The 22,368-nt window shown below is 65.0% G+C and carries 21 protein-coding genes; 17 read left to right on the forward strand and 4 right to left on the reverse strand.

The window, feature by feature from the left end; genetic code table 11:
- Nucleotides 1-110 precede the first annotated feature (110 nt).
- From AC3RCP_RS25495 to AC3RCP_RS25535, 9 genes are all read left to right on the forward strand, one after another.
- Nucleotides 111-857, forward strand: coding sequence for an amino acid ABC transporter permease (locus AC3RCP_RS25495; protein ID WP_009045378.1), 747 nt, complete (start codon nt 111-113; stop codon nt 855-857).
- Nucleotides 857-1,528 carry an amino acid ABC transporter permease gene (locus AC3RCP_RS25500; RefSeq protein WP_007927139.1) on the forward strand — a complete coding sequence of 224 codons (672 nt, stop codon included), beginning with the start codon at nt 857-859 and terminating at the stop codon, nt 1,526-1,528. The genes AC3RCP_RS25495 and AC3RCP_RS25500 overlap by 1 nt, the downstream gene beginning before the upstream one ends.
- On the forward strand, nt 1,525-2,259 hold the full coding sequence (locus AC3RCP_RS25505; RefSeq protein WP_007927141.1) for an amino acid ABC transporter ATP-binding protein: 735 nt from the start codon (nt 1,525-1,527) through the stop codon (nt 2,257-2,259). Before AC3RCP_RS25500 ends, AC3RCP_RS25505 begins: the two co-directional genes overlap by 4 nt.
- A 145-nt stretch (nt 2,260-2,404) precedes the next feature.
- Nucleotides 2,405-4,306, forward strand: a complete 1,902-nt coding sequence (aauS, locus tag AC3RCP_RS25510) for a two-component sensor histidine kinase AauS (protein ID WP_007927142.1) — start codon at nt 2,405-2,407, stop codon at nt 4,304-4,306.
- Nucleotides 4,303-5,628 (forward strand): two-component response regulator AauR, encoded by a 1,326-nt coding sequence (gene aauR, locus AC3RCP_RS25515; protein WP_053262457.1) that lies wholly within the window; start codon nt 4,303-4,305, stop codon nt 5,626-5,628. The genes aauS and aauR overlap by 4 nt, the downstream gene beginning before the upstream one ends.
- Before the next feature lie 28 nt (nt 5,629-5,656).
- Nucleotides 5,657-5,986, forward strand: a complete 330-nt coding sequence (locus AC3RCP_RS25520; protein WP_162136174.1) for a GlpM family protein — start codon at nt 5,657-5,659, stop codon at nt 5,984-5,986.
- Between the two features lie 236 nt (nt 5,987-6,222).
- On the forward strand, nt 6,223-7,143 hold the full coding sequence (locus tag AC3RCP_RS25525; protein WP_007927145.1) for an arginase family protein: 921 nt from the start codon (nt 6,223-6,225) through the stop codon (nt 7,141-7,143).
- Nucleotides 7,140-7,514 carry a DMT family transporter gene (locus AC3RCP_RS25530; protein WP_053262459.1) on the forward strand — a complete coding sequence of 125 codons (375 nt, stop codon included), beginning with the start codon at nt 7,140-7,142 and terminating at the stop codon, nt 7,512-7,514. The genes AC3RCP_RS25525 and AC3RCP_RS25530 overlap by 4 nt, the downstream gene beginning before the upstream one ends.
- Nucleotides 7,515-7,545: 31 nt before the next feature.
- The gene (locus tag AC3RCP_RS25535) at nt 7,546-7,944 is read left to right on the forward strand and encodes a DMT family transporter (RefSeq protein ID WP_053262460.1); all 399 of its coding nucleotides are present in this window, start codon (nt 7,546-7,548) and stop codon (nt 7,942-7,944) included.
- 166 nt (nt 7,945-8,110) lie between these two features.
- Here the strand turns inward: AC3RCP_RS25535 and AC3RCP_RS25540 are convergent, their stop codons facing one another.
- Nucleotides 8,111-8,977 carry a fatty acid desaturase family protein gene (locus tag AC3RCP_RS25540; protein WP_101338952.1) on the reverse strand — a complete coding sequence of 289 codons (867 nt, stop codon included), beginning with the start codon at nt 8,975-8,977 and terminating at the stop codon, nt 8,111-8,113.
- Between the two features lie 120 nt (nt 8,978-9,097).
- On the opposite strand from AC3RCP_RS25540, the gene AC3RCP_RS25545 reads away from it, so the two are divergent.
- Nucleotides 9,098-9,298: a hypothetical protein gene (locus tag AC3RCP_RS25545; protein WP_492570779.1), complete on the forward strand. Its 201-nt coding sequence runs from the start codon at nt 9,098-9,100 to the stop codon at nt 9,296-9,298.
- 16 nt (nt 9,299-9,314) lie between these two features.
- On the opposite strand, the gene AC3RCP_RS25550 is transcribed toward AC3RCP_RS25545, so the two are convergent.
- Nucleotides 9,315-10,097 (reverse strand): MipA/OmpV family protein, encoded by a 783-nt coding sequence (locus tag AC3RCP_RS25550; protein ID WP_492570778.1) that lies wholly within the window; start codon nt 10,095-10,097, stop codon nt 9,315-9,317.
- Between the two features lie 230 nt (nt 10,098-10,327).
- Here AC3RCP_RS25550 and AC3RCP_RS25555 point away from each other — a divergent pair, with 230 nt between their 5' ends.
- Genes AC3RCP_RS25555 through AC3RCP_RS25580 form a run of 6 tightly spaced genes read left to right on the forward strand, consistent with a single transcriptional unit; the run spans nt 10,328 to nt 17,629 of the window.
- On the forward strand, nt 10,328-11,047 hold the full coding sequence (locus tag AC3RCP_RS25555; RefSeq protein WP_101338954.1) for an MtnX-like HAD-IB family phosphatase: 720 nt from the start codon (nt 10,328-10,330) through the stop codon (nt 11,045-11,047).
- Complete coding sequence (locus AC3RCP_RS25560; RefSeq protein WP_492570777.1) at nt 11,040-12,434, forward strand: aspartate aminotransferase family protein; 1,395 nt, start codon at nt 11,040-11,042, stop codon at nt 12,432-12,434. Before AC3RCP_RS25555 ends, AC3RCP_RS25560 begins: the two co-directional genes overlap by 8 nt.
- Nucleotides 12,431-13,312 carry an alpha/beta hydrolase gene (locus AC3RCP_RS25565; RefSeq protein ID WP_492570776.1) on the forward strand — a complete coding sequence of 294 codons (882 nt, stop codon included), beginning with the start codon at nt 12,431-12,433 and terminating at the stop codon, nt 13,310-13,312. Before AC3RCP_RS25560 ends, AC3RCP_RS25565 begins: the two co-directional genes overlap by 4 nt.
- 14 nt (nt 13,313-13,326) lie before the next feature.
- Nucleotides 13,327-14,454, forward strand: coding sequence for a GNAT family N-acetyltransferase (locus AC3RCP_RS25570; protein ID WP_101338956.1), 1,128 nt, complete (start codon nt 13,327-13,329; stop codon nt 14,452-14,454).
- On the forward strand, nt 14,451-16,235 hold the full coding sequence (locus AC3RCP_RS25575; protein ID WP_492570775.1) for a sensor histidine kinase: 1,785 nt from the start codon (nt 14,451-14,453) through the stop codon (nt 16,233-16,235). Before AC3RCP_RS25570 ends, AC3RCP_RS25575 begins: the two co-directional genes overlap by 4 nt.
- Nucleotides 16,232-17,629: a sigma-54-dependent transcriptional regulator gene (locus AC3RCP_RS25580; RefSeq protein WP_101338958.1), complete on the forward strand. Its 1,398-nt coding sequence runs from the start codon at nt 16,232-16,234 to the stop codon at nt 17,627-17,629. Before AC3RCP_RS25575 ends, AC3RCP_RS25580 begins: the two co-directional genes overlap by 4 nt.
- A 118-nt stretch (nt 17,630-17,747) precedes the next feature.
- On the opposite strand, the gene AC3RCP_RS25585 is transcribed toward AC3RCP_RS25580, so the two are convergent.
- Nucleotides 17,748-18,782, reverse strand: coding sequence for an alpha/beta fold hydrolase (locus AC3RCP_RS25585; protein ID WP_492570774.1), 1,035 nt, complete (start codon nt 18,780-18,782; stop codon nt 17,748-17,750).
- A 234-nt stretch (nt 18,783-19,016) separates the two neighbouring features.
- Nucleotides 19,017-21,329, reverse strand: coding sequence for a 5-methyltetrahydropteroyltriglutamate--homocysteine S-methyltransferase (metE, locus tag AC3RCP_RS25590; protein ID WP_101338960.1), 2,313 nt, complete (start codon nt 21,327-21,329; stop codon nt 19,017-19,019).
- Nucleotides 21,330-21,437: 108 nt separating this feature from the next.
- Between metE and metR the strand changes: the two genes are divergently transcribed.
- A complete protein-coding gene (gene metR / locus AC3RCP_RS25595; RefSeq protein ID WP_007930536.1) occupies nt 21,438-22,355 on the forward strand; it encodes a transcriptional regulator MetR in 918 nt (305 codons plus the stop codon).
- The last annotated feature ends 13 nt before the right edge of the window (nt 22,356-22,368 follow it).

A 22,368-nucleotide genomic window follows, 5' to 3' on the forward strand; every position in this document is an offset into this window, starting at 1 on the left:
CTCGAACCGGTGGTTGTCGAGCCGATCGCGTGTGCCTGGGCGTCATCCAGGCGGGAACGGATTTCCCCAAGCGGGTGCTTGTACATCGATCGATCAGAGGGGAGACCCTAATGAATTACAACTGGGACTGGAGCGTGTTCTTCAAGTCCACCGGCGTGGGCAGCGAGACCTATCTCGACTGGTACATCGCGGGCCTGGGCTGGACCATCGCCATCGCCGTGGTGGCCTGGATCGTCGCACTGCTGCTGGGCTCGATCCTGGGCGTCATGCGTACCGTGCCGAACCGCCTGGTGTCGGGCATCGCCACCGTCTACGTGGAGATTTTCCGTAACGTACCGCTGCTGGTTCAGCTGTTCATCTGGTACTTCCTGGTGCCGGACCTGCTGCCGCAAAACCTGCAGGACTGGTACAAGCAGGACCTCAACCCGACCACCTCGGCCTACCTGAGCGTCGTCGTGTGCCTGGGCCTGTTCACCGCCGCCCGTGTCTGCGAACAGGTGCGCACCGGTATCCAGGCGCTGCCACGCGGCCAGGAATCCGCGGCCCGCGCCATGGGCTTCAAGCTGCCGCAGATCTACTGGAACGTGCTGCTGCCCCAGGCCTACCGGATCATCATTCCGCCGCTTACCTCGGAATTCCTCAACGTCTTCAAGAACTCCTCCGTGGCCTCGTTGATCGGCCTGATGGAGTTGCTGGCGCAGACCAAGCAGACCGCCGAATTCTCGGCCAACCTGTTTGAAGCCTTCACCCTGGCCACGCTGATCTACTTCACCCTGAACATGAGCCTGATGCTGCTGATGCGCATGGTCGAGAAGAAAGTCGCAGTGCCCGGCCTGATCTCCGTGGGGGGCAAATAATGGAATTCGATTTCACTGGCGTCGTCCCGGCCATTCCCGGCCTGTGGAACGGCATGCTGATGACCCTCAAGCTGATGGCCCTGGGCGTCGTCGGCGGGATCGTCCTCGGCACCATCCTGGCGCTGATGCGCTTGTCCCACAGCAAGCTGCTGTCGAACATCGCCGGCGTCTACGTCAACTACTTCCGCTCCATCCCGCTGCTGCTGGTGATCACCTGGTTCTACCTGGCGGTCCCCTTCGTGCTGCGCTGGATCACCGGCGAAGACACCCCGATCGGCGCGTTCGGCTCGTGCATCGTGGCCTTCATGATGTTCGAAGCGGCGTACTTCTGCGAAATCGTCCGCGCCGGCGTGCAGTCGATCCCCAAGGGCCAGATGGGCGCCGCCCAGGCACTGGGCATGAGCTATGGCCAGATGATGCGCCTGATCATCCTGCCCCAGGCGTTCCGCAAGATGACCCCGCTGCTGCTGCAGCAGAGCATCATCCTGTTCCAGGACACCTCGCTGGTGTACACCGTGGGCCTGGTGGACTTCCTCAATGCTTCGCGCTCCAGCGGCGACATCATCGGCCGCTCCAATGAGTTCCTGATCGTTGCCGGTCTGGTGTATTTCACAATCAGCTTTGCCGCCTCGCTGCTGGTCAAGCGTCTGCAAAAAAGGTTTGCCGTATGATCTCTATCAAGAACATCAACAAGTGGTATGGGGACTTCCAGGTGCTGACCGATTGCAGCACCGAGGTCAAGAAAGGCGAAGTGATCGTGGTGTGCGGACCGTCCGGCTCCGGCAAATCCACCCTGATCAAATGCGTCAACGCCCTGGAGCCGTTCCAAAAAGGTGACATCGTGGTCGACGGCACCTCCATCGCCGACCCGAAGACCAACCTGCCGAAACTGCGCTCGCGCGTGGGCATGGTGTTCCAGCACTTCGAGCTGTTCCCGCACCTGACCATCACCGAAAACCTGACCATCGCGCAGATCAAGGTGCTGGGCCGCAGCAAGGAAGAAGCCACCAAGAAAGGCCTGCAGTTGCTGGAACGCGTCGGCTTGTCCGCCCACGCCCATAAGCACCCGGGCCAGTTGTCCGGCGGCCAGCAGCAGCGTGTGGCGATCGCCCGCGCGCTGGCGATGGACCCGATCGTCATGCTGTTCGACGAACCGACTTCCGCGCTCGACCCGGAAATGGTCAACGAAGTGCTGGACGTGATGGTGCAACTGGCTCACGAAGGCATGACCATGATGTGCGTGACCCACGAAATGGGCTTCGCCCGCAAGGTCGCGGACCGGGTGATCTTCATGGACGCCGGCAAAATCATCGAAGACTGCCCGAAAGAGGAATTCTTCGGCGACATCAACGCCCGCTCCGAGCGTGCGCAGCATTTCCTCGAGAAAATCCTGCAGCACTAAAGCACAGCCTGTAGCCGCTGCCGCAGGCTGCGATCGGCTCCGAAGGAGACGTGCTCTTCGGATCCGAAGAAGGTCCTGCGGACCTTATCGCAGCCTGCGGCAGCGGCTACAGGAATCGTGCAGTGGTTGACCCAAGGCATCTGTGATGAAATGCGACCCCACTCTTTATCGCGCCGCGCCGCCATCACTCGCCGTGAAACCCCGTCTGATCCGCCACCTGTTCCTGCCGCCCCTGGTCATCGCGCTGATGATCGGCCTGGGCTACGTCGGCTTCTGGATCAGCGAGCATTACGGCATCCGCAGCCTCAGCGAGAACGGCGAACGCCAGCTGGAACTGCACGCCCGCGCGGTCGAAAGCGAGATCAGCAAATACACCTACCTGCCCAGCCTGCTGGAACTCGAATCCAGTGTGTCGCTGCTGCTCAACGACCCGACGCCGGAGCACCGGCAGACCGTCAACAATTACCTCGAAGGCCTGAACCGGCGCAGCCGCAGTCGGGCCATTTACGTGATGGACACCACCGGTCGCGTGCTGGCCACCAGCAACTGGCGCGACGTCGACAGCTACCTGGGTGAAGACCTGTCGTTCCGGGCCTATTTCCAGAATGCCGTGCGCGGCCAGCCTGGGCGCTTCTACGGCATCGGCAGTACCAACGGCGAGCCCGGCTACTACCTGGCCCACGGCCTGGAAGAACAGGGCAAGATCATCGGCGTGGCGGTGGTCAAGGTACGCCTGGAGGCCCTGGAAGAACGCTGGCAACGCGCCCGCCTGGAAGGCTTCGTCAGCGACGAGAACGGCATCATCATCCTCTCCAGCGACCCGGCCCGGCGCCTCCGCTCGGTACGCCCGCTGAGCGACGACACCAAGGAGCGCCTGGCGCGCAGCCTGCAGTATTACTGGTTCACCCTCAACGAACTGGAGCCGCTGGCCCGCGAACGCCTGGCCGAAGGCGTGGAGAAGCTGACCTTCCCGGCCAACACCGAGCTGGTGTCAGACGACAAGGAAATCAGCTACCTGTCCCAGACCCGGCCCCTGAGCGATACGCCCTGGAACTTCACCCTGCTGACCCCGCTCAAGGACCTGCGCCGCGAAGCCATCAACCAGGGCATCCTGGTGGCCGTGGCCTTCGCCCTGGTGGCTTTCCTGCTGATTGCCTGGAACGAGCGGCGCAAGGTCATCGCCACCCGCCTCGCCGCCCGCGAAGCCCTGCAGGAAGCCAACAACCAGCTGGAACGGCGGATCGCCGAACGCACCAGCGACCTGCGCGCCAGCAACGAACGGCTCAAGGGCCAGATCCGCGAGCGCCGCCAGGCCGAGGAAACCCTGCGCCGCGCCCAGGACGAACTGGTCCAGGCCGGCAAGCTCGCCGCCATCGGCCAGATGTCCACCAGCATCGCCCATGAACTGAACCAGCCGCTGGCCGCCCTGCGCACCCTGTCCGGCAACACCGTGCGTTTCCTCGAGCGCGGCGCCCTGGATACCGCCAGCACCAACCTCAAGACCATCAACGAACTGATCGACCGCATGGGCCGCATCACCGCCAGCCTGCGTTCCTTCGCCCGTCGTGGCGAGGACCAGGGCGAAGCCAGCCTCGGCAAGGCCGTGGACGCTGCCCTGCAGTTGCTCAACGCACGCCTGGAAAACCTGCCGCTGCAATTGCACCGCGACTTCAACGAAGTCCAGGTGCGGATCGACCAGACCCGCCTGGAGCAGATCCTGGTCAACCTGATCGGCAACGCCCTGGACGCCATGCAGGCCCAGCCGCGACCGGAGCTGTGGCTGGAAGGCGAAAGCGTCGAAGGCAAATACCGCCTGCGGGTACGCGACAACGGCCACGGCATCGACGCCGAGGCGCGCAAGCATCTGTTCGAACCCTTCTTCACCACCAAACCCGGCGAGCAGGGCCTGGGCCTCGGCCTGACCCTGTCCGCCAGCCTGGCCGCCGCCACGGGTGGCAACCTGGGCGTCGAGCACCCGGCCGACGGCGGCACCGCCTTCGTCCTCAGCCTGCCCCTGGTCAGCCCTACACAAGCCGAGCCGCTATGAACAACGACCTTACCGTCCTGATCGTCGAAGACGACCCCCATGTCCTGCTCGGCTGCCAGCAGGCCCTGGCCCTGGAAGACATTCCCTGCGTCGGCGTTGGCAGCGCCGAAGAAGCCCTGGAGCGGGTCGGCGACAACTTCGCCGGCATCGTCATCAGCGATATCCGCCTGCCGGGCATCGACGGCCTGGAGCTGCTGACCCGCCTCAAGGCCCGTGACCGCAGCCTGCCGGTGGTGCTGATCACCGGCCACGGCGATATCTCCATGGCCGTCGGCGCGATGCAGAAAGGCGCCTATGACTTCATGGAAAAGCCCTTCTCCCCCGAGCGCCTGGTGGACGTCGCCCGCCGAGCCCTGGAGCAGCGCGGGCTGGCCCGGGAAGTGTCGTCGCTGCGCCGCCAGCTGGCCGAGCGCGACTCCCTCGAAGGGCGGATCATCGGCCGCTCGCCGGCCATGCAGCACCTGCGGGAACTGATCGCCAACGTCGCCGACACCTCGGCCAACGTGCTGATCGAAGGCGAGACCGGTACCGGCAAGGAACTGGTCGCCCGCTGCCTGCATGATTTCAGCCGCCGCCACACCCACCAGTTCGTCGCCCTCAACTGCGGCGGCCTGCCGGAAAACCTGTTCGAAAGCGAGATCTTCGGCCACGAGGCCAACGCCTTCACCGGCGCCGGCAAGCGGCGCATCGGCAAGATCGAGCACGCCCACGAAGGCACGCTGTTCCTCGACGAAGTGGAAAGCATGCCGATGAACCTGCAGATCAAACTGCTGCGGGTGTTGCAGGAGCGCACCCTGGAGCGCCTGGGCTCGAACCAGAGCGTGGCGGTGGATTGCCGGGTGATCGCGGCGACCAAGTCCGACCTCGACGAACTGGGGCGCGCCAACCAGTTCCGCAGCGACCTGTATTACCGCCTGAACGTGGTGACCCTGGAGCTGCCACCGTTGCGCGAGCGTCGCGAGGACATCCTGCAGCTGTTCGAACACTTCCTGCAGCAATCGTCCCTGCGCTTCGACCGCGCCGCACCGGAGCTGGACAACCAGACCCTGTCGAACCTGATGAGCCACGACTGGCCGGGCAACGTGCGCGAGTTGCGCAACGTCGCCGAACGTTTTGCCCTGGGCCTGCCGGCGTTCAAGAAGTCCAGCGGCAACGCCGCGCAGGGCCTGGGCTTTGCCGAGGCGGTCGAGGCCTTCGAGCGCAACCTGCTGGGCGACGCCCTGCAACGCAGCGGCGGCAACCTGACCCAGGCCAGCCAGGAACTGGGCATGGCCAAGACCACGCTGTTCGACAAGGTCAAGAAATACGGCCTGAGCCACTAACCAGACTGCGAGAAGTACCGTGGATTTATTGCTCAAAGCCTGCCTGGGCGCCGCCGTGGTGGTGATCCTCGCCGCCCTGGCCAAGACCCGGAATTACTACATCGCCGGCCTGGTGCCGCTGTTCCCGACCTTCGCCCTGATCGCCCACTACATCGTCGGCAAGGGCCGTTCCATCGACGACCTGAAGACCACAATCCTGTTCGGCATGTGGTCGATCATTCCCTACTTCGTGTACCTGGCGACCCTCTACGTGATGGTCGACCGCCTGCGCCTGGAAGCCTCCCTGGCAGTGGCCGCGGTGGCCTGGCTGATGGCCGCCACCGTGCTGGTCAGCGTCTGGGTCCGCGTCCACGCCTGACTCCCCCCCTGTAGCCGCTGCCGCAGGCGGCGATAAGGCCGAAGGTCTTCAGCGATCTCAAGACCTCTGCGCCCCCTGCGGGGGCGATCGCAGCCTCGCGGGCTCGGCAGCGGCTACAGGTGCCGTTCAGCGCCCTGGCCCGTCCCTTGCATTTACCCTGTAAAGCCCGCTCTGCCTGCGTCCGCGACCTGTGACGCAGGCTTTTCCGAGGGGCGCTGCCATGGGTAAATCCTGCTTTGAACATTCTCGATCTCGACCACAGCCTGACCGCCCAGGAGCCTGTCCAGCGCCGGCTGCGCAGCGGCCAGGCGCGACGCCTGGACCTGCTGGACCTGGGCCCGAAACTGCGGCTCTGGTCCACCGAACGCACCTACCGCCACTTCACCGAACGCCTGCGGCAAAGGCCCGCCCACAGCGGCCCGCAGCCGGAAATCTTCTTTGTCGGCTCCGGTGACTACCACCACCTGACCCCGGCCTTCCTCGCCGACCTGCAACAGCCGGTCAGCCTGATCCACTTCGACAACCACCCCGACTGGGTGCGCTTCGCGCCGCGCCGCCACTGCGGTTCCTGGGTCAACCGGGCGCTGCAGCTGCCGCACATCCAGCGCATCGTCACCCTAGGGCCGTGCAGCGACGACCTGCACAACCCGCAGCTGCGCGGCGGCAACCTCGGCGCGCTGCGCCACGGCAAGCTGCAGCTGTTTCCCTGGGAGCACGCGCCCTCCAAGGTCTGGGGCCGGGTCGGCGACGGCGCCGGGCACCAGCAGCAGGAAAACCACCTGCACTGGCGCAACCTGGCCGGGCTCGACTGGCCAGCCTTCCTCGACCAGTTGATCGCCAGCCTGCCCACCCAGGCGATCTGGATCACCATCGACAAGGACGTGCTGGCCAGTGCCGACGCCGCGACCAACTGGGACCAGGGCGGCATGCGCCTGAGCCACCTGCTGCAGGCCCTGCGCAGCCTGGCGGCGGGCAAGCGCATCCTCGGTATCGACATCTGCGGCGAGTTCGCCGCGCCGGCCTTCAGCAACGCCTTCAAGCGCTGGGAAGCACGCTCCGACCAACCGCCGGCCGAACGCTGGAGCGCGGCCGACCTGCTACGCAATTCGACCACCAACGAAGCCCTGATGGCGCTGTTCGAGGAGCTGTTCCCGTGACCCTGACCGTTGTCTTGCTGGTGGCGTTTTCCATTGTCCTGGACGTGATCGGCCAGCTCTGTTTCAAGCTCGGCCTGGACCGCCTGCCGGAACTGGAAGGCGGTTTTCGCCTGAACGCCTTCTGGGGCCAGGTGTTCAACGCGCCGCTGCTGTGGTGCGGCATCGGCGCCTATGTGATCGAGTTTTTCGTCTGGCTCGAAGCCCTGTCCCGCGCGCCGCTGAGCCTGCTGTTTCCGGCGGCGGCCCTGGCCTATTGCGGCGTGGTCCTGGCCGGCAAGCTGATTCTCGGCGAGCACGTCAGCCGCCGACGCTGGCTGGGCACCCTGGTCATCACCCTCGGCGTGATGCTGGTGTGCGTCGCCAGCACCTGAGCCCCCTCAACGCTTCACAAGGAAAGATTTCATGACTGCACAGACTCACGGCTGGCTCCACGGGCGCCTCGGCACCCTGGTGCTCTGGGCCCTGCTGATCGGCTTCGAAAGCGCCGGCCAGATCGCCACCAAAGTCGGCGGCGACCAACTGGGCCAGATGGATTTCAACCTGCAATGGCTGGCCGCGGTGGCGGTCAACCCGGGGGTGCTGCTGGCGATTGCCTGCTACATCGGCGCGTTCTTCGTGTGGATGCTGATCCTGCGGCGCAGCAGCCTGTCCCTGGCCTTCCCCCTGAGCTCGCTGGTGTTCGTGGTGGTGTTGCTCGGCTCCTGGCTGGGCCTGGGCGAGCAGATCAGCCTGCTGCACTGGGTCGGCGTGCTGGTGATAGTCAGCGGGATCGCCCTGCTGGCCGAGGGCGAAGAAGCCTAGGACATGGGGGCGCATAACGCCCCTGTAGCCGCTGCCGAGCCCACGAGGCTGCGATAAGGCCCGCAGGGCCTTGGTTCCCAATCTCCCGCCGAACCTGCGGTCTTCAGAATGCCACGACCGTACCGGTCGATCGCAGCCTGCGGCAGCGGCTACAGGTGCGCGGGTGTCAGCGCTTGGGGTGTTTCAGCAGAAAGCCCAGGCCATGGGCCAGCGGAATCACCTTCACCCCCGCCGCCCGCTGCTGTTCGCGGATCTCCCGGTGGAAGGCCTTGACCCGGGTCCAGTGCATCTTCGGCCGGTAGTGGTGTTCGGCGTGGTAGCCGTTGTTCATCCAGATCAGGTTATACAGCCGGCTGTAGCTACTCACGCCCCAGGCGATCGGCAGGTCCGGGTTGCCGCCCAGGTGCTCGTAATAGCCGTTGAGCGAGGACAGCGACTGTCCCAGGTACCAGAACGGCAGCAGCACCAGCAGCGCATGCCAGTCGTATAGCCCCAGCGCCACGTAGGCCAATACCGTCACGCCGATTTCCACCTTGACCCAACGCGCGTCCGCCGGGCGCTTGCGCTGCATTTCCTGGTAGATGGCCTTGGGGTCGTCGCGGAAAAAACTCAGGAAGGTATAGGCCCAGACATTGTCCGGCTGGCCGTTGCGGCCATGCAGGTAGATCGACAGCGGGTCGATCGTGGTGCCGTCCGGCCCGGGCCGATCCGAGTTGCCACGGTGATGGCGGTTGTGGATATCGCGGTACAGGGTCTGGGAAAAACCGATGGTCACCGACAGCAGCAGATCGAAGCCGCGGTTCAGCCACGGCAGGCTGAAATAGGCGTTGTGGATCTGGTTGTGGGAAATGCTGTTGATGCTCCACGACAGGCTGAGCGCATACAACGACGCCGCCGGCAGGATCACCCACCAGGACAGGCTGTGAAAGGCCAGCACCAGCCACAGGACGAAGGAAAAATGCGCCAGGGCCATCAGGATCGGGACGATGTCCCACAGCGAATGGGCGAGCAGGCGATAAGCGGGACGAGCCATGAAGAACTTCCTGAAAAGTGGGTTCATGGCTGCCAGTGCAAAGGGTGGACCAATTTCTCAGACGTAATAACGAAACGGTTCGCGACAGCAATGACACAGGCTCTCCCTGTAGGAGCGAGCTTGCTCGCGAAAAACCCCGAGATCATCCAGATAACCGGAGAGAAATACAGCACAAAAGGCAGGCTACGCCTGCATCGCGGGCAAGCCTCGCTCCTACAGAAACAGCGCATGCCGGCAGAGGTATTCAGCCGCGCTTTTGTAGGAGCGAGGCTGGCCCGCGATGACGGCCTGGAAAACGCCGTCGCCCCGCAAGCCCGGTGATAAGGCCTTGCCGGCCTCAGAACTGGTAGCTGAGGGCGGTCTGGACCTGGCCCTGGTTCACTTCGCCGCGCTCGCGCACCAGGGTGCTGTCGGCCGCCGAGCCTGTCAGGTGAATCCAGCTGGCGCTGGTCATCCACGACCAGTTGCCGCCCAGGGGCACCTGCAGGTTCTGGGTCAGGGTCAGGTTCTGCAGACCGCCGCCGGCGCTGTAGCGGCCGATGCCCGTCGCCTGGGCTTCGGCGTCGCTGATGCCAAAGAAGGTCTGGGTCTGCCGGGCGTCGGCGAAATGCGCGGTGAGGTTACTGCTGCCGATGATCCCCAGGCCCAGGGGATAACCGATTTCGCCGCCGACCTTGCCCAGCAGGCCGCCCTGGCCGGAGCCCGCGCCCACCGCGCTGCCGAGGGAAGCGAACAGGCGCCAGAAGTCGTCCGGCGCGTATTGGATGTAGCCGCCGACATCGGCCATGTTCGGCACATCCCGCAGGCCGCGCAGCGAGCCGTTGGCGTTGCGTCCCGACAAGTAGTTGATATAGGGCCCGGCGCTGAAACCCTTGGCCTTGAAGGCGTCCCAGGTCAGGCCGTCGTCGGTGTCGAGGCTGACATCGCCCCACTCCAGATCGACATAGGGCAAGGGCACGGTGTCATGCCGGCTGCCGCTGGGGTCATGGGGCTGGTAACCGATGCCCAGGCCCAGCGCGCCGCTCAATCCATCCTGGCCCCCGTCCTCGGCGAAAGCCCCGCAGACAGCCCCCAGAGACAGCAGGGCGGCGAGCAGGGCGGAGCGTGTGAAGCTGAACATGGCGCGGGTTTCCTTAAGTGAAGATGCGCGCATCAATCACCACCGTGCCCCCTCCCTGCAAGCACTGATGTTGTTTGTAGCGAGCTACAAAATTTGTAGCTCCAACCCGCCCATCCAACGCCTTGTTCCCGCGCAAAGCCCAGCCCGCCTGGGCTTGAGCCACTTGGCACAGTCCCTGCTCCAGTACCTGGCATGCGCAAAGTGCGCTCCTCTACAACAGGTAACTGCAGATGATGCACTGGCATATCGTGTGTGACTTCGACGGGACCATCACCCGCACCGACGTGATCGACAACGTCCTCCAACGCTTCGCCGACCCGAGCTGGGAAGACATCGAGCAGCAATGGCTGGATGGCCATATCGGCTCCCGGGAATGCCTCAGCCGCCAACTGGCGCTGGTCAAGGCCTCGCCCGCCGAATTGCTGGCCTGCTTCGACAGCGTCGAGATCGATCCCGACTTCCCCGACTTCGTCGATCACGTGATCGGCCTGGGCGCGTCCCTGGAAGTGGTCAGCGACGGCATCGAGCAAGGCATCGCGCGAATCCTCGCGCGCCACTACGTGAGCCTGCTGCCGATCCTCGCCAACCGCCTGCGCCAGGTCGACCAGCACAGCTGGCGCATCGACTTCCCGCATTCCAGCGACGCCTGCCGCGCCGCGTCCGGCAACTGCAAATGCAAATCCACGCCCAAGGGCAAGCGGGTGCTGGTGATCGGCGACGGCCAGTCCGACATGTGCGTGGCCGCCAGCGCCGACTTCGTGTTCGCCAAGGGCCGCCTGGCCGAGTACTGCCAACGCCACGCCATTCCCCACGCGACCTTCGACTCCTTCGCCGAACTGCCGGCACTGCTGGCGCTGTTGCCCAACGACGCGGCCAACGCCGGCACCTTCACCCTCGACAACACCACCGAACACTCCGTACACACTCAGGAACTCTTCCACCATGTCTGACATTCGTATCGCTACCGCAGAAGACCAGGTGCTTCTGGAAAAAGAAGCCAAGTACTGCTCCTACGGCGACACCGTCCACTACATCGAACCGCCACGGATCTTCAGCCGCTGCGAGGGCTCCTACGTCTGGGACACCAGCGACCAGGCCTACCTCGACCTGCAGATGTGGTACTCGGCGGTGAACTTCGGCTATGCCAACCCGCGCCTGAACAACGCCCTCAAGCAACAGATCGACAGCCTGCCGCAGATCGCCAGCCAGTATCTGCACAAGGGCAAGATCGAGCTCTCGGAAATGATCGCGGTCGATGCCAAGAAGAAATTCGGCCTCGACGGCCGCGTGCACTTCAACGTCGGCGGCTCGCAGTCCATCGAGGACTCGCTGAAAGTCGTGCGCAACGCCACCAACGGCAAGAGCCTGATGTTCGCTTTCGAGGGCGGCTACCACGGCCGCACCCTCGGTGCCTCGTCGATCACCTCCAGCTACCGCTACCGTCGCCGCTACGGCCACTTCGGCGAGCGCGCCAACTTCATTCCCTTCCCCTACCACTTCCGCGGCCCCAAGGGCATGACCAAGGAAGAGTACGGCAGCCACTGCGTGCAGCAGTTCGCCCGACTGTTCGAGACCGAATACAACGGCGTGTGGGACCCGAAAGTCGGCCAGAGCGAATACGCCGCCTTCTACGTCGAGCCGATCCAGGGCACCGGCGGCTACGTGATCCCGCCGATGAACTTCTACAGCGAGCTCAAGCACGTGCTCGACCAGCACGGCATCCTGATGGTGGTCGACGAGATCCAGATGGGCTTCTACCGCACCGGCAAGCTGTGGTCGATCGAGCACTTCGACGTCAAGCCGGACGTGATCGTCTTCGGCAAGGCCCTGACCAACGGCCTCAACCCCCTGGGCGGCATCTGGGCCCGCGAAGAACTGATCAACCCCAAGGTGTTCCCGCCGGGTTCGACCCACTCGACCTTCGCCTCCAACCCGCTGGGCACCGCGGTGGGCCTGGAAATGTTCAAGATGACCAGCGAGACCGACTACGGCGCGATGGTCATGGACAAGGGCAAATACTTCCTGGCCGGATTGCAAGACCTGCAGAAGCGCTACCCGATCATCGGCGACGTCGACGGCCTGGGCCTGGCGCTGCGCTGCGAGATCTGCACCAGCGACGGTTTCACCCCGGACAAGGCGACCCTGGACTACATGGTCGAGGAAGGCATGAAGGGCGACATCGAAATCAACGGCCAGCGCCTGGGGCTGATTCTCGATGTGGGCGGCTACTACAAGAACGTCATCACCCTGGCCCCCTCGCTGGAAATCAGCTACGCGGAGATCGACCTCGGCATCGCCCTGCTCGACCGTCTGCTGGACCGGGCCATGAAGCGATGAGCGCACCGATCGATCTGGACGAAGGCATCGACCTGGGCCAGGGCGATGCCGGGTTCGTGCTCGGCAGTGGCGAGGTCGCGGTGTTGTTGATCCACGGCCTCACCGGCACCCCGACGGAACTGCGTCGGGTGGCCGTCGGCCTGGCCAACGCAGGGTGCACGGTGTACGTGCCGACCCTGGCCGGGCACTGCGGCAACAACGCCGACCTGCAGGCCACTGGCTGGCAGGACTGGTACGAGGGCGTGCGCCGGACCTTCGTCGGCATCCGCCAATGCCACCGGCAGGTATTCGTCGGCGGCCTGTCGATGGGCGCCGTCATGTCCATGTACCTGGCCTCGGAACACCCGGGGCAGGTCAGCGGCCTGCTGATGTATTCGACCACCCTCAAGTACGACGGCTGGAGCATCAACAAGCTGGCGTTCCTCACCCCGCTGCTGATGAAGATTCCGTTCGGCGTGCACATCTGCAGCTTCGAGGAGAAGCCGCCGTACGGCATCAAGAACGAGCGCCTGCGGGCGGTGGTCGAGCGGCAGATGAAGGCCGGCGAAAGCAGCAGTGCCGGCCTGCTCACCATGGAGGGGGTGACCGTGCGCGAGCTGCACCGGATGAACGCGGTGGTGAAAAAACGCATGCCGTCGATCACCACCCCGGCCCTGGTGCTGCACTCCATCGAGGACGACATCACCAGCCGCTGGAACGCCGACTATGTCGAGCGCAAGCTCGGCGGCCCGGTGGTCAAGGTGCTGCTCGACAACTGCTACCACATGATCACCGTCGACCTGCAGTACCGCCGGGTGGTGGAGTTGAGCGCGGACTTCATCGAACGCCAGGCGGACCCGCGGCCCGCAGCGTACGACGACCAGCGCCAGTTCGCCTGACTCAAGGACCGCACGTGATCACCAGCCAAGTCTTTTCGAGCATCCAGGCCATCGACCGCAGCGCCTGGAACGACTGTTTTCCCGGCGCCCTGGAAGATTGGGATTATTACCTGGCGGTACAGAACGCCGGCATCGAGGGCTTCAGCTGGCGCTATCTGGCAGTGTTCGAAGATTCGAAGCTGGTGGCCGTCGCTCCGGCCTTCACCACCTGCTATCGCCTGGACACCACCGTCTCGGGCCCGGCCAAGCGCCTGAGCGAACGCCTGCAACGCTGGTGGCCGGGGCTGCTGCAACTGCGCCTGTACGCCATCGGTTCGCCGGTGGCCGAACAGTGCCACGCCGGCACCGCCAGCCATATTCCCGCGGTGCGCCGCCAGGCCCTGCTGGAGCAACTGCTGCACCTGGCCCGGCGCGATGCCGACGCCCAGGGCATCGGCCTGCTGGCGGTCAAGGATGCCGCCAGCCAGGATCGGCAATGGGCCGCCAGCTGCCAGGCGTTCGGCCTGCAAACCATGCCCAGCCTGCCCAGCGCCCTGCTGCCGGTGCCCTTCGGCTCGCTGGATGCCTACCTCGGCACCCTGGGCAAGTCCACGCGCAAGGACCTGCGCCGCAAGTTGCGCGCGCCCGGGCTGCGAATCGAATGGCGACACAACATCGACGATGTGCTGCCCGAGGTCATGCGCCTGTACGAAGCCACCCTGCGGCGCAGCGAACTGCAATTCGAACGCTTACCCGCGCCCTATTTCACCGGTATCCTCCAGCAGTTGGGGGAACGGGCCGCCTGCGTGCTGTACTGGGTCGACGACCAACTGGTGGCCTTCAACCTGGTGCTGCTGGACGAGCACCGGCTGATCGACAAATTCTTCGCCCACGACCTGGATATCACTCGTGAGCACAACCTGTATTTGCGCAGCTGGATGGCCAATGTCGACTACTGTATCCAGCACCGGATCGCGCTCTACGAATGTGGCCAGGCCGGTTATGCCAGCAAGCTGCGCCTGGGCTGTACCTTCACCGGCAACAGCCTGTTTTTCCAGCATCGCAACCCGCTGCTCGACACCCTGCTCAAAGGGCTGAAATATGTTCTCCGGCCGGATCGCACCGACCCCGCCATGGCTGCTGCACTAAGCGAAAGTTCATGACCAGAAAAGACCGCCGCGCCCCTCGCCCTTTCGCCATCTCCCGCTGGAGCCTGCAGCGCAAGCTGGTGCTGGCGTTCTGGATGGTCAGCGTGATCCCCACCATGATCGCCGCAGAGCTGGCGGCCACCACCCTGTCGCAGATCTTCGACAGCAACGTGCGCATCTGGCTGCAGGAGTCGACCAAGATCGTCGAGGACGAAATCACCGAGACCCTGCGCGACAACGCGCGCATCGCCCAGCTGTTCCTGCGTTACACCAGGTCGCCCACCGACCGCAACGCGGCCAGGCACGACAAGCTCACCGCCGACATCGCCGACTCCATGGGCATCGATGTGGTGGCGCTGATCCGCAAGCGCGACCAGCAGGTGGTGTTCAGCACCGCCGCCGACGACATCGTCGGGCAGATCAGCCTGGCCCACAACGCCGTGCTGCAGACCCTGCAGGTCGGCGGCGTGGCCACGGGAGCCGTGGTCTCGACCTTCCAGACCACCCTCGACGGCATCGACTACCAACTGCTGATCGCCACCTACCTGGACGCCAGCTTCCTCACCAGCGTGGCCGACGTGCATTCCCTCGACCTGCGCCTGTACCTGGCCAAGGCCAACGACTTCGCCGAGATCTTCGCCACCCAGCGTTTCGAAGACCACCCGACCCAGGTGCCGGAAAAGATCGAGAACATCCTGCGCGACACTCGCCAACCCACCGAGCAGTTCACCAGCCGCTACAGCGGGCTGTACCGGCCGATCTTCAACGACAGCGGCGAGCTGGTGGGGGTGATTTTCAGCGGCCTGCTGCGCCACAGCAGCCTGGTGGGGCTGGTCAACCAGAGCAACCTGTTCATCCTGATCTTCCTGCTCAGCTCGGCGGCGTCGCTGGCCGTCGGCTGGCTGGTGTCGAAACGACTGACCATGCCCCTGCGCGGCTTGTCCAAGGGGGTCCAGGCGGTGATCGCCGGCGACTACCGGCAACGCGTGCCGGTGATTGGCGGCGACGAGCTGGCGGAGCTGAGCAGTACCTTCAACCATATGAGCGAACGCCTGGGCGAACTGCATCACCTGGAAGCCCAGTTGCGCCGTCGCGACCGCCTGCACGCCCTGGGCGAAGTGGCCATGGGCCTGGCCCACGAGATCCGCAACCCTTTGGGCATCATCAAGACCGCCACCCAATTGCTGCACCGCCGGGCGGACCTGCCCGAAGGCGACAAGCGCCACCTGGAATACGTGATCAGCGAAGTCAGCCGGATCAACGACCTGATCACCGATTTCCTCGACTTCGCCAAACCCAGCGCGCCGATCCGCTCGACCCTGCTGGCGCGGCCGCTGGTGGAGGAACTGATCGGCTTCTGCGAGCCGGAACTGGCCAGCCACAAGATCGACGCCCGGATCGACGACCAGGCGCCAGGCGCGACCCTGTACGCCGACGCCCGCCAGCTCAAGCAGGCCTGCCTGAACCTGATCCTCAACGCCATCGACGCCATGCCCGCCGGCGGACGCCTGACCCTGGGCATCGCCCAGGACGCCGAGCACACCATCCTGCGGGTCGCCGACACCGGCCAGGGCATCGAGCCGGACATGCTCGAACGCATCTTCACCCCCTTCGTCACCACCAAGGCCTCGGGCACCGGGCTGGGCCTGGCCAAGGTGTTCTCGATCATGGAAAACCATGACGGGCACATCGAATGCAGCAGCGAAATAGATGCCGGCGCCACCTTCAGCCTGTACATTCCGGCCAAAGGTGAGGACGACGAAGATGATCAAGACGAGCAAAAGGCCCAGCCATGACGCATAACCTGCTGGTGGTCGACGACGAGCCCAAGCTTTGCGACCTGCTGTCCTCGGCGCTGAGCCAGGACGGCATCCAGGTGTTCACCGCCGGCAATGGCCTGCATGCGCTCAAGGTGCTGGAGCAGGAAGAGATCGACCTGGTGATCAGCGACTGGCGCATGCCCGGCATGGACGGCCCGCAGCTGCTGGCCGAGGTCAAGCAGCGCTACCCACAGATCCCGGTGATCGTCATGACCGCCTACAGCACGGTGAAAAATGCCGTGCAGTCGATGCGCAACGGCGCCTACGACTACATCGCCAAGCCCTTCGACATCGACGAGCTGGACATCACCGTCAGCAAGGCCCTGCAGTTTCGCGACATTCTCAAAGACAACCAGCGCATGCGCGCCGAGCTCGACGAGCACCGGCAGATCGATAGCCTGGTGGGCGACAGCCCGACCTTCCGCCGGGTCCTGCAAGCGGTGGACTCGGTGCGCGAAAGCAACGCCACCATCCTGCTGACCGGCGAAAGCGGCACCGGCAAGGAGATGGTCGCCCGGGCCATCCACCAGCACGGCAACCGCGCCAACAAACCCTTTGTCGCGGTCAACTGCGCGGCGATCCCCGAAGGCCTGCTGGAAAGCGAAATGTTCGGCCATCGCAAGGGCGCCTTCACCGGCGCCGTGGCCGACCGGGTCGGGCGCTTTCAGCAGGCGGACAAAGGCACGCTGTTCCTCGATGAGGTCGGCGACATGCCCCTGGCCCTGCAGGCGAAGATCCTGCGTGCCTTGCAGGAGCGGGTGATCGAACCGGTGGGCGACCCGCGCGAGCGCAAGGTCGATGTGCGGGTGATCGCCGCCACCAACAAGAACCTGCTGGAAGCGGTGGCCAACAAGGAGTTTCGCGAAGACCTGTATTACCGCCTCAATGTCTTCCCGATCCCCCTGCCCGCCCTGCGCGAGCGGGTCGAGGATATCGCGCCCCTGGCCCGGCACTTCGCCCACACCCTGGGCGCCACCGCCGGCAAACGCATCACCGGCTTCAGCCCGCAGGCCCTGCAGGCCATGGCCAATTACGCCTGGCCGGGCAATATCCGCGAACTGCAGAACTGCGTCGAGCGCGCGACCATAGTCGCCGCGGGCGCGGTGATCGAGGAAAGCGACCTGCCGGGCTATCTGTTCAGCTCACCTCCCGTGAACGCCGGGGCCTGCGCCCTGCCCGGCGACAGCCTCAACGTGCCCAGCGACCTGGACGCAGCCCTGGCCGAAGTGGAGAAGGCCTACATCCTCGCCGCCCTGCAACAGAGCAACGGCGTGCAGGCCGCCGCCGCGCAGCTGATCGGCATTTCCGAGCGCAGCTTCTGGTACCGCCTGAAGAAACTCGGGATCCAGGTCGACAAGATCGTTCGCTGATCCACCAAAGCCTGTTGCCCGCGATGGCGATATTTCAGACTCACCGCGTTGCCTCCATCGCTGGCAAGCCTGGCGCCTACAGAAGCCAGGCGCCGTCCGCTCCTACATGAGCATCAGCTCAAAGAAGATTCGGCGCAGGCAGCGGATCGATCTGTGCCCAGTGCGAAGTGTCTTCACGATGGCGTTGCAGGTACGGCAACACCGCCGCCAGTAACGGCGCCTTGAAGGCTTCCTGAAAGCGATGGGCCAGGCCCGGAATCAGCTTCAATTGGCTGCCCTGGATATGCGCCGCCAGGTGCACGCCGTGCATCACCGGCAGCAACGGATCGGCGGTGCCATGCACCACCAGGGTCGGCACGCGCAGCTGGTTGAGCAGGGCCACCCGGCTCGGTTCGGCGAGGATCGCCATGATCTGGCGCTTCACCCCTTCCGGGTTGAAGGCCCGGTCATAGGCCTCCGCCGCCTGATGCAGCAGCGCCTGCCGATCGTCGGTGACCTGCGGGCTGCCGAGGGCGGCCAGCAGGTCGGCCTGTTGCTCCAGCGCCACCTCACGGTTCGGCGCGCCGCGCCGCGACAACAGTTGCACCAGCGCCGCATTGGGCGCCGGCAGGCCTTCGGCGCCGGAGCTGGTCATGATCAGGGTCAGGCTCTCGACCCGCTGCGGCGCCATGGCCGCCAGGTGCTGGGCGATCATCCCGCCCATGCTCGCGCCCAGGACATGGAACTGCTCGACCTGCAGGGCATTCATCAGGCCCAGGGCGTCGTCGGCCATGTCGGTCAGGCTGTAGGGCGCGGCCACCGGCAGGCCGAGCTTGTAGCGCAGCACCTCGAACGTCAGGTTGGCGCTGACCGGCGCCTGGCGCCAGGTGGACAGGCCGACGTCGCGGTTGTCGTAACGGATCACCCGAAAACCCTGCTGGCACAGGGCAACGACCACTTCGTCCGGCCAGTGGATCAGCTGCCCGCCCAGGCCCATCACCAGCAGCAGGGCCGGATCGGAGGCACGGCCGATACTCTGGTAGGCCAGGCTCACCTGCTCCAGTTCGACCCTTTGGGTCGGTACGTTGACATCGCAGCGAGACGCCGCCTGAGACGGCAGGCCGAACAGCAGCGCGGCCAGGAAAACAGTCGTTGAAAAAAATCTTGCCCACATGAAGAAACACCGAAACGCAGAAGCCCAGTAGAGCGCGAGTCTGATGAACTTTGGTCGAGCGCGCTGCCACAGTTACGTGACAGTTTGATGAAGATTGCCCAGCGGTCATAAAACCCTGTAGCCGCTGCCGCAGGCTGCGATCGGCCCGAAGGGACGCAGCGATCTTGAATCCGCTGAAGGCCCTTCGGTCCTTTTCGCAGCCTTCGGCAGCGGCTACAGGGGCTATGGGTGCATTCAGGCCTGCTGGTTACGCAACTGACGGGCGGCGGCGACCATGTTGACCAGCGCGGCTTCGGTCTCCGGCCAGGCGCGGGTCTTCAGGCCGCAGTCCGGGTTGACCCACAAGCGCTCGGCGGGAATGCGCTGGACCGCCTTGCTCATCAGCTTGACCATCTCGGCGGTGTCCGGCACCCGCGGCGAGTGGATGTCATACACCCCCGGGCCGATGTCGTTCGGGTAGTCGAAGGCTTCGAACGCCTCCAGCAGCTCCATGTCCGAACGCGACGTCTCAATGGTGATCACGTCGGCATCCATGGCCGCGATGGCCTGGATCACGTCGTTGAACTCGCTGTAGCACATGTGGGTGTGGATCTGGGTCTCGTCGCGCACCCCAGAGGCGGTCAGGCGGAAGGCTTCCACCGCCCAGTCCAGGTACGGCTGCCAGTCCGCCCGGCGCAGCGGCAGGCCCTCGCGGAACGCCGCCTCGTCGATCTGCACGATCTTGATCCCGGCCTTTTCCAGGTCCACCACCTCATCGCGCAAGGCCAGCGCCAGTTGCCGCGCCTGTACTTCACGCGGCACATCCTCGCGGGGGAAGGACCACATCAGCATGGTCACCGGCCCGGTGAGCATGCCCTTCATCACCTTGTCGGTCAGGCTCTGGGCGTAGGTGATCCAGTCAACGGTCATGGCCTGCGGGCGGCTCAGGTCGCCGTAGATCACCGCCGGTTTCACGCAGCGCGAACCGTAGCTCTGCACCCAGCCGAAGCGGGTGAACAGGTAGCCGTCCAGTTGCTCGGCGAAGTATTCGACCATGTCGTTGCGTTCGGCCTCGCCGTGCACCAGCACATCCAGCCCCAGGCGCTCCTGGACCTGCACCGCATGGCGGATTTCGCAGCGCATGGCATCGGTGTAGTCGTTGTTCGACAGCTTGCCCTGCTTGAACGCCTGGCGGGCCAGGCGGATCGACGCGGTCTGCGGGAACGAACCGATGGTAGTGGTCGGGAACACCGGCAGCTTCAAGCGGGCATGCTGCTGGGTAATGCGCTGGGCGAAGGGCGAATGACGCTGGCTGTCGGCGGCGCTGACCGCCTTGAGCCGCGCCTGGACCTCGGCCTTGTGGATGCGCGGCGACTGCGCCCGGCTGGCCTGCACCTGGCGGCTTGCGGCCAGGGCCGCTTGCACCGCCGGGGCCTGGGGATCGTTCAGGGCGTCACGCAGCACCGAGATCTCGCCGCATTTCTGCACGGCAAAGGCCAGCCAGCTTTTCAGCTCGGCATCCAGCTGGTCTTCCCGGGACAGGTCCACCGGGCTGTGCAACAGGGAGCAGGAACTGCTGACCCACAGGTTGTCGCCAAAACGTTCCTGCGCCGCTTGCAGCTGCGCCAGCGCCTGCTCCAGCTCGCAACGCCAGACGTTGCGACCGTTGACCAGGCCCACGGACAGAATCTTGTAGGTCGGCAGGCGGTCGAGCACCTGGGTCAGTTGCTCCGGCGCCCGCACGGCGTCGATGTGCAGGCCGTCCACCGGCAGGCCGACGGCCAGCCCGAGGTTGTCCTGCAGGCCGCTGAAGTAGGTGGCCACCAGCTTTTTCAGCGGCGAGTACTGGAGGATGTGGTAGGCACGCTCGAAGGCGCTCTTCCAGTCCTGCGGCAGGTCGAGGGTCAGGATCGGTTCGTCGATCTGCACCCACTCCACGCCCTGGGCCTTGAGGCGGTTGAGGATTTCGCCGTAGACCGGCAGCAGGCGTTCCAGCAGCTCGAGCTTGTTGAAGTCATTGCCCTTGGCCTTGCCCAGCCACAGGTAGGTCAGCGGGCCGATGATCACCGGCTTGACCCGGTGCCCCAGGGCGTGAGCTTCATCGACCTCGTCGAACAGCTGTTCCCAGCTCAGCTTGAACGACTGGTCGGCGCTGAATTCCGGGACCAGGTAGTGGTAGTTGGTGTCGAACCACTTGGTCAGTTCCTGGGCGTACTGGGTCTTTGCGTGATCGCCGCCACAGCAGCCCGCCGAGGCGCCGCGGGCCATGGCGAACAGGGTGTCGAGGGTCGGCTGGCCCTGGGCGTCCTGGCTGCTGGCGAAGCGCTCGGGAACCACGCCGAAGGTCAGCGAGTGAGTCAGCACCTGGTCGTACCAGGCGAAGTCGCCCACCGGCAGCAGGTCGATGCCGGCGTCCTTTTGCAGTTGCCAGTGCCGGGCCCGCAACTGGCGTCCGACGTCTTGCAGCGCCTGCCGGTCAAGGTCGCCCTTCCAGTAGGATTCGAGGGCTTTTTTCAGTTCGCGGTCGGCGCCGATGCGCGGAAAACCAAGGGTGTGGGCCAAGGCCATGAGTGGGTTCCTCCCTGTAAAAGATGGCGCTATTGTCGACAGCCAACCTAACATGAGACAAACTCAACCTTTTCGTGTTGATCACAAAATTTACTCATGGAGACCCTGGTGCTCGAAATCCGTCACCTGAAGACCCTGCACGCCCTGCGCGAAGCCGACAGCCTGGTCGAAGCCGCCGAACGCCTGCACCTGACCCAGTCCGCCCTGTCCCACCAGTTCAAGGAACTGGAAGAGCGCATGGGCATGCCGCTGTTCGTGCGCAAGACCAAGCCGGTGCGCTTCACCAGCGCCGGCCTGCGCCTGCTGCAACTGGCGGACGCCACCCTGCCGTTGTTGCGCGCCGCCGAACGGGACATTTCCCGCCTGGCCGGCGGTACCGCCGGGCGCCTGCACATGGCCATCGAATGCCACAGCTGCTTCCAGTGGCTGATGCCGACCATCGACCAGTTCCGCGACGCCTGGCCGGAAGTCGAGCTGGACCTGGCCTCGGGTTTCTCCTTCGCCCCGCTGCCGGCCCTGGCCCGTGGCGACCTGGACCTGGTGGTGACCTCCGACCCGCTGGAGCTGGCGGGCATCACCTACGTGCCGCTGTTCACCTACGAAGCCATGCTGGCGGTGGCCAACCAGCACCGCCTGGCCAGCAAACCCTACATCGTTCCGGAAGACCTGCTCAGCGAAACCCTGATCACCTACCCGGTGGAGCGCGATCGCCTGGATATCTTCACCCGCTTCCTGGAGCCCGCCGACATCGAACCGGCCCAGGTCCGCACCTCGGAGCTGACGGTGATGATGATGCAACTGGTGGCCAGCGGCCGAGGCGTGTGCGGCATGCCCCACTGGGCGCTGCATGAATACAGCTCGCGGGGCTATGTGAAGGCCAAGCGCCTGGGGGAAAAAGGCCTGTTCGCCACGCTGTACGCGGCGATCCGCGCCGACATGCTGGATGCGCCCTATATGCGCGACTTCCTGCTGACCGCCAAGGACACCTCGTTCTCGACCCTGGACGGGGTCAGCGCGGTGCGTTGAAAAGCGCCATCGG

Source organism: Pseudomonas sp. GW822-FHT05A08, assembly GCF_058800485.1.